General features: G+C 50.8%; 13 protein-coding genes and 1 pseudogene. 8 read left to right on the top strand and 6 right to left on the bottom strand.

The window, feature by feature from the left end:
- Nucleotides 1-166 precede the first annotated feature (166 nt).
- The 6 genes from BHV64_RS08650 to BHV64_RS08630 form a co-directional block, all read right to left on the bottom strand.
- Entirely contained in the window at nucleotides 167-754 is a 588-nt protein-coding gene (locus BHV64_RS08650; protein ID WP_195559913.1) for an ORF6N domain-containing protein, read from the bottom strand.
- A gap of 19 nt (nucleotides 755-773) precedes the next feature.
- On the bottom strand, nucleotides 774-1,352 hold the full coding sequence (locus BHV64_RS08645) for an ORF6N domain-containing protein (protein WP_195559912.1): 579 nt from the start codon (nucleotides 1,350-1,352) through the stop codon (nucleotides 774-776).
- 84 nt (nucleotides 1,353-1,436) lie between these two features.
- Nucleotides 1,437-2,327, bottom strand: a complete 891-nt coding sequence (locus BHV64_RS08640; protein ID WP_026318681.1) for a HEPN domain-containing protein — start codon at nucleotides 2,325-2,327, stop codon at nucleotides 1,437-1,439.
- 1,211 nt (nucleotides 2,328-3,538) lie between these two features.
- Nucleotides 3,539-4,981, bottom strand: coding sequence for a conjugal transfer protein MobB (gene mobB, locus BHV64_RS08635; protein ID WP_018697495.1), 1,443 nt, complete (start codon nucleotides 4,979-4,981; stop codon nucleotides 3,539-3,541).
- Nucleotides 4,966-5,166: a hypothetical protein gene (locus BHV64_RS13275; protein WP_349911367.1), complete on the bottom strand. Its 201-nt coding sequence runs from the start codon at nucleotides 5,164-5,166 to the stop codon at nucleotides 4,966-4,968. Before BHV64_RS13275 ends, mobB begins: the two co-directional genes overlap by 16 nt.
- Before the next feature lie 51 nt (nucleotides 5,167-5,217).
- Nucleotides 5,218-5,367 carry a hypothetical protein gene (locus tag BHV64_RS08630; RefSeq protein ID WP_229100553.1) on the bottom strand — a complete coding sequence of 50 codons (150 nt, stop codon included), beginning with the start codon at nucleotides 5,365-5,367 and terminating at the stop codon, nucleotides 5,218-5,220.
- Nucleotides 5,368-6,239: 872 nt separating this feature from the next.
- Between BHV64_RS08630 and BHV64_RS08625 the strand changes: the two genes are divergently transcribed.
- The 8 genes and pseudogenes from BHV64_RS08625 to ltrA all read left to right on the top strand — a co-directional run.
- On the top strand, nucleotides 6,240-7,001 hold the full coding sequence (locus BHV64_RS08625) for a ParA family protein (protein ID WP_288115742.1): 762 nt from the start codon (nucleotides 6,240-6,242) through the stop codon (nucleotides 6,999-7,001).
- A gap of 3 nt (nucleotides 7,002-7,004) precedes the next feature.
- Entirely contained in the window at nucleotides 7,005-7,460 is a 456-nt protein-coding gene (locus tag BHV64_RS08620; protein ID WP_083923907.1) for a DUF3408 domain-containing protein, read from the top strand.
- Nucleotides 7,457-7,819 (top strand): DUF3408 domain-containing protein, encoded by a 363-nt coding sequence (locus BHV64_RS08615; protein WP_279016252.1) that lies wholly within the window; start codon nucleotides 7,457-7,459, stop codon nucleotides 7,817-7,819. Before BHV64_RS08620 ends, BHV64_RS08615 begins: the two co-directional genes overlap by 4 nt.
- A gap of 37 nt (nucleotides 7,820-7,856) precedes the next feature.
- Nucleotides 7,857-8,555 carry a hypothetical protein gene (locus tag BHV64_RS08610; protein ID WP_195559910.1) on the top strand — a complete coding sequence of 233 codons (699 nt, stop codon included), beginning with the start codon at nucleotides 7,857-7,859 and terminating at the stop codon, nucleotides 8,553-8,555.
- Nucleotides 8,556-8,840: 285 nt separating this feature from the next.
- Nucleotides 8,841-9,104 carry a DUF4134 domain-containing protein gene (locus BHV64_RS08605; RefSeq protein ID WP_050794757.1) on the top strand — a complete coding sequence of 88 codons (264 nt, stop codon included), beginning with the start codon at nucleotides 8,841-8,843 and terminating at the stop codon, nucleotides 9,102-9,104.
- Nucleotides 9,105-9,107: 3 nt separating this feature from the next.
- On the top strand, nucleotides 9,108-9,428 hold the full coding sequence (locus BHV64_RS08600) for a DUF4133 domain-containing protein (RefSeq protein ID WP_018697502.1): 321 nt from the start codon (nucleotides 9,108-9,110) through the stop codon (nucleotides 9,426-9,428).
- Nucleotides 9,421-9,588: pseudogene (locus tag BHV64_RS08595) on the top strand (DUF3875 domain-containing protein); the annotation flags it as partial. The gene BHV64_RS08600 and the pseudogene BHV64_RS08595, both read left to right, overlap by 8 nt.
- Nucleotides 9,589-10,272: 684 nt before the next feature.
- On the top strand, nucleotides 10,273-11,613 hold a 1,341-nt coding region (gene ltrA / locus BHV64_RS08590; RefSeq protein WP_288115743.1), incomplete at its 3' end, for a group II intron reverse transcriptase/maturase.

Raw genomic sequence — 11,613 nt, 5'->3', positions numbered from 1 at the left:
CTCAATAGTTTGGATGCTATTAAGTTACTAAAAACCAGAAATATGCACAACCTTTCATTTGTCATTTTACTAACTTTTTAATTCAACCAACGGGTTAAACTACATTTCCAAATCCCGGAAGAACTTGGTCTGGGTGATGCCGTAATAGCGGCAGAAGAGGTCGAGATTATTTCTTACTCTCTGATATTTTGTACCCGATGGGCCGGGGCAGTTTGCGGGCCTGCGGAACCTTGACCGGGAGGGCGGCAATAGCCTCATAAATATTGTCCAATTCTTTGCGCATATCTTCGGAAAGATCGTTGATCACCTTGGCATTATCCTCGTCGGCCCGCTCCAGCAGGGAGAGCTTCGAACGGATTTCAGAAAGTTCTACGGAAATTACATGTTGATTGGTCAGATAATTTCGCATGGCAACAAATGCCCTCATAATCTCTATGTACACATTGACTGCGACAGGACTGCGTAATACCCCGGATAACGAAGCGACGCCTTCTTGAGTAAAAGCAAAAGGCATATATCTCGTACCTCCTTTGTTTGAGGTCACAATTTGTGACCTCAAACTGTCTTTCAATGAGTTATACTCATCTATGGTTATTTCAAACATGAAATCCGCGGGGAATCGTTCGATATTACGGCGTACCGCCTGTTTCAAAACTTTTGTTTGAACTTGGTACAGTGGTGCCAGGTCGAAGTCGAGCATCACGCGCTGGCCGCGGATTTCGTAGATTTTATTTTGGATTACAGCTATTTCCATTGTTCGGGTTCTGTCCGGTTTATTTTGTGTCCGGCTTTTTGAATCCTATCGGCCGGGGCTGCTTGCGGGCCTGCGGGGTTTTGATAGACAGGGCGGCAATGGCTTCATAAATATTATCCAGCTCCCTGCGCATATCTTCCGAAAGGTCGTTTATGGCCTCGGCGTTGTCCTCGTCGGTACGCTCCAGCAAAGCCAGTTTCGCGCGGATTTCGGACAGCTCGGCCGTCAGTGTCGTCGTCGTGGCGATGTAGTTACGCATAGCGACAAAGGCTTTCATAATTGCCCGATTTACCAGTATCGCAGTATTACTGCGTAAAACACTCGACAACATGGCAACGCCCAGTTCCGTAAACGCAAATGGCTGATAACGACGACCTCCCCAACTTGAGGTCGCAATTTGCGACCTCAAGTCCGCGTATTCCTTTTCGGTAAGTTCGAACATAAATTCATCGCCTTCGAAACGCTCGATATTACGTCGCACAGCTTCTTTTAATCGTTTCGTTTCGACTTGATATAATGCCGCAAGGTCGAAGTCGAGCATCACGCGCAGGCCGCGGATTTCGTAGATTTTATTTTGGATAACGGTTATATCATTCATAAGTTCGGGTTGTGGGGGCTGATTCTGGTGTCGGCAGTTATTCGAATTTTTCTAATAACTCGATTTGCCGCCGACTTCCGGGCGTTATTTCTCGCTCTGCTGCGCATAGTAGCTGATCTGCGCCGTGCAGACCCGTTCCACGATGTCGCGCAGACGTTCGACTTTCGGCAGCAGCGCGTCGATGTCCTCTTTGGTGATTTCGAAGTCGGGATTATACCGGGATTCGACATAAGCCCTTTGCAAGAGGTCGAAAAGCCGTTCTTCTTCCGGTGTGTCGCGCGGGAATGCTTTGAATATTTTGGTCGTGAACCGCTTACAGCGATCCATAAATTCGGCCAAATCGTGTTCCTTTGGGCTATATAATGTAAATACTAATTCTATAGTGCGCAAAAAGTGTTCTGCTGCCTGATGGAGCATGAATGACGACAATTTATATTCGCTATCTCCGTAATAAAATTTAACGCCTTTTAAAAATTTAATGGCAGTTGAAAATTTATCATCATAATATTTCTGCGCCCTTTTTGCAATTTCGTCGAAATCCAATTTACGGCGACGTTCCAATTTATATTCTCCGGAATCATACAGGATAATTCCCTCGCGTTTTATCTCTGTTTCGAAATAATGCCCCTTTGTCAATGCATAATTATAATCATCTATCCCGTAATTGATAAATTGGGGCTTCGTGTGAAACGGGCGGTTTTTATCTTCGAAAAATTGATTTTTGATTTTGGAATAAAGTGAGTGTTGAATCGCCCCGATTGGCTTGCGCGTCAGAATCACTATGTCGTAATCGCTCATAAAGTAGGTCGGTACGCCGAACTCAATGCGCTGGTCGTAATCGACATAGGTGTTCCGGGCATAGCTGCCGTATAGGATAACCATACCGACATCCTTTATGTTCCGGCGAACCAGATCGACAAGCTGTTTCAGGTCGGATTGTTTCTTTTCAGGTAAGAAGTTGACGCTCTTTTTCATAACTACAAAATTATGAAAAAAGTTGGTAAACCGCTTTGACCTGTCCATATTTTCCGTATATTTGCTTAACAATCCTGCAAATAGTCTGCAAAAGTTTCCTACGGGGGTAGCGGGTGCTACTTAAAAGAAACCAAAACAGACCATTATGCGGAATTATCACAACTCGGCATAGCCGACGGACATAACTATAAAGGGTAAACAACTCTTTATGCCATACGCAAACATAGGAGCCTCTTTCGGGAGGGTTTGAAATTGGTATAATGGTTGTCAGTCCTTGTTATGTCCCGCTTATTTTTTGGCGGGACACGACAGGGGCGCAGGACAGCTACCAATTTCGGGTTTCCTATGATCTGCGTATGGGGCTGACACCGCGCCCCCTTTTTTATGCCTATCCGGGGCGCATATTTCCAACAATCCCATGAAGTTATGGAACCCCGTCGCGCTCGAAATGCAATAAATTATACGGATTGCCCCCGCCCCCTGCTTGGGAGCGGGCGGAATCGGTATGTTCCGGTGGCAAGCGCCTGCCGGGGTTCAATGATAAACAGGTATGCGCGCGTACCTGCGGGAGCAGCCGAGCGAGATAAGTTAACTTGGCATAGTTATTATCCGGCTGCTCCTTTTTTCGGTCTATTCAGTCAATTTCACTATTATAATCGAAAAGTTATATCTTTACACCGTCATTCAGCAAACGGCAAGGTACGTTTATTGCGTTCCTGTGAATTGATACGCCCAAAATTGTTATGCCCATTCGTCGAATTTCATAAGGCAATATTTGGGGTAGGGGGATGGGACCCGTACTCCCTCCCCCGTTTTTCGAATCTTCTCCGCTCATCATATAAACAGCCCCGGCATGCCGGTAAGGAAACCGGGGCTGATGCTTCCGCCGTATCGCTGTATGCGGCGGTACGCTCGTTTGTCCCTATGTTAGTCCGGCCTTTCGGGCACGGACGCAATCGGGATGTTTCGACAGGTTATGCCGCGCAAAATAACAATCCCCGTCTTTCGGATGTAGCTAATAAATCCTGCCTGAAAGGTCGGCCCCTTAAAATCTGGTCTTGCTGTCCTGCTCCGTATGGAAACGGGCAGCCTGTTTGCGCGGCATCTACGGGTGGGCGGGTTTCCCGACCTGCTCCGGGGGCGGTTTCTGCATTGGATTCTTCATTAAGTGGAGTTGCGTCACTGTGTTCAATCGGAACCGCCCTTTTCTGTTAGCGTGAAATACCCTGCTTCTTGCGGCGTTTGTGTTTGCGTGAAAGGTTTCGGCGCATGGCTTCGAACTCCTCCTGCGACATGGGGCCGTCTTCGGTGAGCTGTTCCAGCAGGTCGCCCGCTGCATGGAACAGGCTTTCGCCCATGCTGCGGGGTGCGGGCTGCGCCGGGCGCGGAGATAATCCGCGCGGGGACGTGCGGATCTTCTCCGTCTGCCGCGGAGATGTCGGGGCGGGCTTGGGCGGCTGTTCTGCCGTCTGACCTACGGGCGGCACGACGCGCGGCGGTGCGGCTGTTTCGGAACGCTGCGGTTTGGCTTGTTCGTCCGCCTGCTGCCGGGGTGCTGCCGGAGCCGGGGCCGTGAGCTTCGGCAACAGCGATGCCCGATCCGCATGGGGATTGTTGAACAACTCCTGAAAGACATTGGCCGAATAACTCTTACCGAGCCGGGAGCCGTTCAGCACGGTTTTCGTCCGGTGGTCTATGAACGTCGCTCCCGTAATGCGGCCTGTGGCGTTCTGCCGAAAAACGGCGTCTATACCGTCGGCTTTGAGCAGGCGCACGAACTCGTCCTGTGTCCGGGCGCGGTGCATGGCGCGGGCCACGGCCGCGCGGATAGGGCCTTTTATTTGCTCGGATTTGATGTCGGCATCGTTTCTGGCGATCTGCTTTTGCAAGAACTTATAGCCTCCTTTCAGGGTCAGGGCCGAGGATTTGATCGGTGTGCCGACCCACGCGCCCCGTTCGTCGGTCGCGGTGTAGACGATGCCGTTCCACCGCTTGCCGTCGGCTTCGCCCCTGCGTTCTTCTAAATCGACATTATAGAGGTTCAGCAGCGTTCGGAACTCGGAAATCGAGCCGAAACGGTATTGCTCGGCCAGAAGCCGTACGGCGGACTTCATCTGCTGTTTAAGGTTGTCGCGCCCGTACTCGACCCGGCGGGCGGTGTCGAACTCCCGCTGCTCCTGTCCTTTGACGGCGGGCCGCAGGCCGTACCTGCGTTCGATGTCCTGCAAAATCGCTTTCGACCGGGGCCTGTCCTGACTGTCCGATATGATCGACCCGTCATCGCGCAGGCGTACCGAAACGATATGAATGTGTTCGCGGTCGATGTCGCGGTGTTTGAATACGTAGTAGGGCTGCTGGCCGAAGCCCATGCGCTCCATGTACTCGCGGGCGATCTCCGTAAGTTGGGCATCGGTCAGACAGTCGGTAATGTCGGGATTCAGCGATACATGGAATACGGGGTCTTTGATCTTCCGGGTATCGAGGTAGGGCTGAAAACTCAACAGGGCACGCCGCATATCGAACGTGTCGGATTGCTCGCAGTCGCCTAAAACCAGATTTCCGTACAAAACGGTAGCTTCGCCATTGCGCACTTTCCCGGCGTTGTACTCCAGTACGCCGCGAATGGATGCGCCTTTCGTTATTCGACCGACCATCTGCGATTAAATTCTTCAGTCAGGCGGACGACCTGTCCAAACAAGACCGTCAATTCCTGGGTGTGCTTCTCCAGCCGTGACAATAGAGCCACGGCCCGGCGGTCGTTAAAATTGGTGTGGATGGCTTTGACGGTCTGGTTGTAATTGACCCCGACGGCCCGGATTTGGGCGTAAAGATTCGTCAGGCGCAGGTAGTAGTCGTGCGCGTCCTTGTTGGTCTGAACGACCCGGAACGGTCAGCCGAAGATGCGGGAGAGGATAAATTTCGACTGGCTGCGCTGGCCCGCCGTTAACATCATTTTCTCAAACTGCACCTGTTGCTGTTCGTTCAACCGGAATGTGTGCATGTAACTCTTGGGGTCTATGACCCGTTTCTGTTTTTCCATAAACTGATATTTTAAGATTAATCGACTTGGGAGATTGACCAGCACAGTTTTCCGGTTTTTCGTTAGTGTAATACAAAAGGCACGTTGTATTACAATAACATATCTTGCTATTTGCTCTACGCAAATAAAATCCGTCCCCACGGGACGAAAAGGAGTTGCCGCGGGCAACGACGTCAATCCTTTAAACCTCTATACCGAATAGGTAATCTTCCCGCTGCAAAGGTAAGGGCAAAATCTTTACGTTGGATAGTCCATTTTTGTCCGTTCGTGTCCGTTTATGTCCGTCGAGGTATCTTTCAGCCGGTTTCACCCTTTTATTTGTGCCGGGTTCTGGCAGTAACAGCATTAAAATATTGCAAGACATAGGGTCGAGCAAGACGCAAGAGCCGAAAAGACGCCGGGTTTTGTAAGACGCAGGGTCGGGCAAGATGCAAGAGCCGGAAAGATGCCGGGTTCTGTGAGACGCAGGGTCGGGCAGGATGCAAGAGCCGGAAAGATGCCGGGTTCTGTGAGACGCAGGGTCGGGCAAGATGCAAGAGCCGGAAAGATGCCGGGTTCTGTGAGACGCAGGGTCGGGCAAGATGCAAGAGCCGGAAAGATGCCGGGTTTTGTAAGACGCAGGGTCGGGCAAGACGTAAGAGCCGGAAAGATGCCGGGTTTTGTAAGACGCAGGGTCGGGCAAGATGCAAGAGCCGGAAAGATGCCGGGTTTTGTAAGACGCAGGGTCAGGCAAGATGCAAGAGCCGAAAAGATGGCGGATTCTGTAAGACGCAGGGTCAGGCAAGACGCAAGAGCCGGAAAGATGCTGGGTTTGGGAAGATGCAAGGCCGACTGAATATGAGAAACAAACAGAATTTAACCAAAGTAAAATTATGGACAAGAAACCTATTTCTATTTCATTTGCCAACCAAAAAGGCGGTATTGGCAAATCGACCCTCACGATTCTGGCCGCTTCTTGGCTGCGCTATGTCCGGGGCCTGAATGTGCTGGTCGTGGATTGTGACTTTCCACAAAACAGTATCGTCGAATTACGGGAGCGCGAAAAAAAGGCTGTTATGAAAAACGATGCCTATAAGCTCATGCTTCAACGGCAATTCGAACGGCTCCAAAAGAAAGCCTACCCGGTGATCCGCTCAACGCCGGAAAACGCGGAGAACGACGTGCAGGTATTCCTCGCCAGCGAATCGGAACCCTATGACGTGGTGCTTTATGATCTGCCGGGCACTATGGGCACAAAGGGCGTAATCTATATGATTTCGTTGCTGAACTATCTCTTTATCCCTATGCGGGCCGACCGTCTTGTGATGCAAAGTACGCTGAACTTCGCGCAGACGGTTTACGATAAATTCGTTGAAAATCCAGCTACGAACATTCAAGAGGTCTTTCTGTTCTGGAACATGGAGGACCGCCGGGAACGGACGAATATCTATACCCTTTACGAAAGGATATTGGCTACACTCGATATGAAAGTTTATATCTCCCGGATTCAGATGCGTTCGAAGTTCAGCCGAGAGTTGGCAGATGCGGACGGCACGGTGTACCGCTCAACGTTGTTTCGCTCGGACGGAACTTTCCTCCGCGAAAGCGGAATGGCCGCCCTAATGGATGAAATATGTACGACAATCGGCATATAAGCTATGGCAAAGAAACAGGGACGCTATGAGCCGATTGACGAGGATATGATTCGCAACTTGATCGGTGGGGTTGATGCACCGCCGCGGTTGGTTCCGAAACAAGCGCCAGCGGCTCCGCCACCGGAAACTCCTCCACCGGAAATGCAGACGGAATCCCAAATCACACGGTCGGCACAAGTTATCGTTAGGCAATCCGAAACAAACGCAGGACATAATAAAGGGAAAGATTGCGGTAACGAATACAAACGTATTTTCTTGTGTCCTCAAAACTGCTTGCCGGACACCTCTTGCCGGATAAAACGGAGTACACGGGAAAAATTGGCATGGATTGTCCGGATGCTCGGATCTGATGATATGTCCGTGAAAGCCTATGTAAATAATATTTTGGACAATCATCTGGAACAATACCGGGACGAGATAAACGAACTAATTGAAACCACAAAAAAATTCAAGTTATGACAAAAAAACACATGAACAAACGAATGCGGCGGGGACTGCTGCGAATCGCTTTTTTCACGGGACGCAAAGAGAAGCGTCCGCCCGATACGCGGGACGAGGGATGCACCTGCGTCCGGATGCAGGTGGAACACAACGTCCCGGAATACGCTGCGAAGTTCCTGCGGCCGCACAACCTGAAAAACCGGGTTTCGGTCTACATGGAGCGCGAAGTGCGGGATGCCTTGCAGGTTATCGTGAAGCGTATCGGCGGCAGGGAACTTACCACTGCCGGATATATCGACAATATCCTGCGTGAACATCTGGAAGCACACAAGGACCGGATTAACGAAATAAGCCGCAGCCATGCCGATATTCTGTAAAGCGATGATAGCCCTGTGACTGGCCTATTCGGTATATATGCTGCTGGACCGCCACATATACCGGGGACGTTTAAATTACCTGCTTTTCGGGCGTCGGATTGAAAAGGTGAAAGGCTGGCTGCATCGTATAACCGCTCCGGCGGTGAAAGCGGAGCCGGAAGCGCAGCCGACGGAAGATATTGCGTTACACCGGAGTTATCAGTACGATCCGCCGCCTGTACCTGCACCTGCACCTGAACCGACACCGCCGCCGGAACCTGCAAAACCGCCGGAAGCGGAAGCACCGCCGACTGCGCCCCCGGAAGCGGAAGCACCGCCGACTGCGCCCCCGGAAGCTGACGCTCCGGACGGCTCGGCTCCTGCCGTTTCGCACCCGACACCGCCGCCGGAGAGCGACAATTACAACGAGGACGAGGAATATATGCGGCACATGGCAAATACCGACGAGGGGCCGCAGCCGGGAGCTGTCGATGCTGACGACCTGCTGGTTCTGCTCTCGGTTTTCTCGAAAGGCAAGAGTGCCACGCAGCAGGAGATCGCCACGGCACGGCGGGCCATGCGGGCCGTTTCGGGTTCGCAGATTGAGCAGGCGATTTTAGATCAGTTGAATGGCAAAGACGGCTATGTTGCGGTCATGCTCGACATGATTACAAAGGACCTGCACGCGGAGGACGATGCACCTCCGCGGGAGAATAAAAAATCTGACCGGGCTTTTCGTCTGGAAGATTTTGTATAACGGATGTCTAACTTAAACCAAATGCCTATGAGAAAGGATTTTTTTGATTCCGGCTGACGACGGAAGTGCCGTTTATGAACGGCGAAAATACGTCAGATAACATTTTCCATAGTTCGCTGCCGGCCGTCATGGGCGGTCGGCAGTTTTTCACCAAATCAAAAACACAAATTATCTATGAAAAGTAAAAACAGAAAATTTATGATTACTCCGCTTAATCCGGCCCGGCCCTCGCGCCGTAAACGTTTCGCCGCTCTGTTCTTCGCGGCTTGGGGCATGCTGTGAACGTTGGCAGCTTCGGCGCAGACGGGCGACGGCTCGGCGGGCATCCGTCAGGCTGCGCAAATGGTAAACGGCTACTTCGAACCTGCCGTGAAGCTGATTTACGCAATCGGGGCCGTCGTGGGGTTGATCGGAGCCGTAAAAGTCTACGGCAAATTCAGTTCCGGCGACCCGGACACGGCAAAGACCTGCGCCAGTTGGATGGGGGCGTGCGTCTTTCTGATCGTCTGCGCCACGGTCTTAAAATCATTTTTCGGCACAACGTATTAGTATATGACAACATTCGAAATCCATAAGGGCGTGGATGCGCCCGTCGAATTTAAAGGACTGCGAAGCCAGTACCTTTTCATCTGCGCCGGGGGACTTATCGGGGCATTCCTGATCGTCGTCGTCTTGTATATGTGCGGCGTGGGTCAATTCCTCTGCCTGGGTGTCGGTGGCGCTCTGGCCGCCGGGGTCGTGATGCTGACATACAGGCTGAATGAGAAATACGGCACGTATGGGCTTATGAAAGCGTTGGCCGTAAAGCTGCATCCCCGCCGCATCACCAACCGTCGCCGTGTGAAGCGCCTAATCCGTTCGAGCCATGTATAGCACGCTGAAAACTACCACGCTGGAGCGGAAATTCCCGCTGCTGGCCGTTGAACAGGGCTGCATCGTCAGCAAGGAAGCCGACATTACGGTAGCGTTTCGTGTCGAATTGCCGGAACTGTTCACCGTTGCGGGCGAGGATTACGAAGCCATGCACGCGACATGAGCAAAGGCAATCCGCGTACTACCGGATTTTACGGTCGTACATAAACAGGACTGGGTGCGACATGATGTCGTGTAAGTGATTGTTTAACAAATAATTTAAGTCATCGAGTATGACATAAAACAAAGATTAAACCTGCTGTTTCGTCAGCAGTAGCCTATGGGCAGATGCACCTTAATTGTATTAAGCTGCCCAGACAAGGTAGCCCGCCCGAAAGGGGCAGTTTGAACCGTGAGGGGAAAACAATCGTCGTCAGTATCAGACGGCGCGGGAGCTTGGCTTGAATGGTATGAATAACACATGTGAACTGTCGCTAAACGTCGTTAGTTTGAATGAGCCAAACGATACTGACAGGCTCAAGCCCGGAAACGGGTGCAGCGAGGATAACCCTCTCCAGTCTGGGGTTACACGAACCACACTGCTGCCGGCGGAATGACAGATTCTAACCCATTCTCTTTGTCACTTACACGGAACATGGAAAACCTGTATCTCTCCTACGAAAACAGGTAAGCCGACCGTAAGGAAGGCCGAACGGGATGCAGGCACAGGAATGCGGAAAAAGCGAATGCCGTCCTGTAATGGGGCGGATAGGGGTTTCAACGTTACCCTACGCGAAAGCGGGCAGACTTCCGCATGGTGACTCTTTACAAGAAACTTTTAGAACTTTTTAAAGTTGAAACGCAAATGAACGAATTAGAAATTTCGTGTGCATCGACTGACCGAAAATCGAACGCTTGGGACAGCATAGACTGGCTCCGGTGCGAAATTGCGGTTAAAAAGCTACAAGCACGTATTGTAAAGGCTCAAAAAGAAGGCAGATACGGTAAAGTGAAAGCTTTACAGTGGATGCTAACGCATTCGTTTTACGCCAAAGCATTGGCCGTAAAGCGGGTGACCTCTAACAAAGGTAAAAAGACAGCAGGGGTTGACCGTGTATTATGGAAAACCCCAAAAGCGAAGTTTCAGGCAATCAGCGAACTGAAACGCAGGGGATACAATCCCCAACCGTTGAAACGGGTCTATATCAGCAAAAAGAACGGCAAACAACGGCCGTTGGGTATTCCTACCATGAAAGACAGGGCTATGCAGGCGCTGTATCTGATGGCATTGGAGCCGGTAGCTGAAACGACAGCCGACAACAACTCCTACGGGTTCCGCAAGGAACGAAGCACGTTCGATGCAAGGGAACAATGCTTCTGTGTACTCGCAAAAGACGTATCGCCCGAATGGATACTTGAAGGGGACATCAAAGGCTGTTTCGACCACATAAGCCACGAATGGCTGCTGAATAATATCCCGATGGATAAAGTGATGCTCCGCAAATGGCTGAACAGTGGTTTTGTTTACAACTCCGAGCTATTCCCGACGGTTGAAGGCACGCCGCAAGGCGGTATCATATCGCCGACCCTTGCCAATATGACCCTTGACGGATTGGAGGCGGTACTGAAAAGACGGTTTAAGACACACTGTAAAAAGGGCGTCTATACCAGCTACAAGGTACACCTTATACGGTACGCCGATGATTTTGTAATCACCGGAGCATCGAAGGAATTGTTGCAAAACGAGATCTTGCCTATTGTTCGTGAGTTTCTCCATGCAAGGGGGCTTACCCTGTCAGAAGAAAAAACGAAGATAACTCACATCGGCAAAGGATTCGATTTTCTCGGATACAACATTCGCAAGTATAACGGAAAACTTCTGATAAAACCGTCAAAAGAGAGTCTGAAAAGGTTTATGGTCAAAATCCGGAAAACCATCGAAGCTCATAAGGGAGCAAAACAGGAATCCCTGATAAGACTACTGAACCCGATCATAACGGGTTGGGCGAATTACTATCGCTACTCCGTATCATCCAAGACTTTCAGGAAAGCTGACAAACTGATCTTCGAAAAGTTATGGCAGTGGGCACAACGCCGACACCCGAAAAAGGGGAAGTATTGGGTTGCTGACAAGTATTTCCACAAGATTAACAACCGTAAATGGACTTTCGCGGTCACTCCCAACAAGAGAAAACCCGAAAGTATA

Origin of the sequence: Alistipes sp. 56_sp_Nov_56_25, from assembly GCF_001915285.1 — a bacterium.
Classification (GTDB): Bacteria; Bacteroidota; Bacteroidia; order Bacteroidales; family Rikenellaceae; genus Alistipes; species Alistipes shahii.
This window is presented reverse-complemented; position numbering and strand designations above follow the sequence as displayed.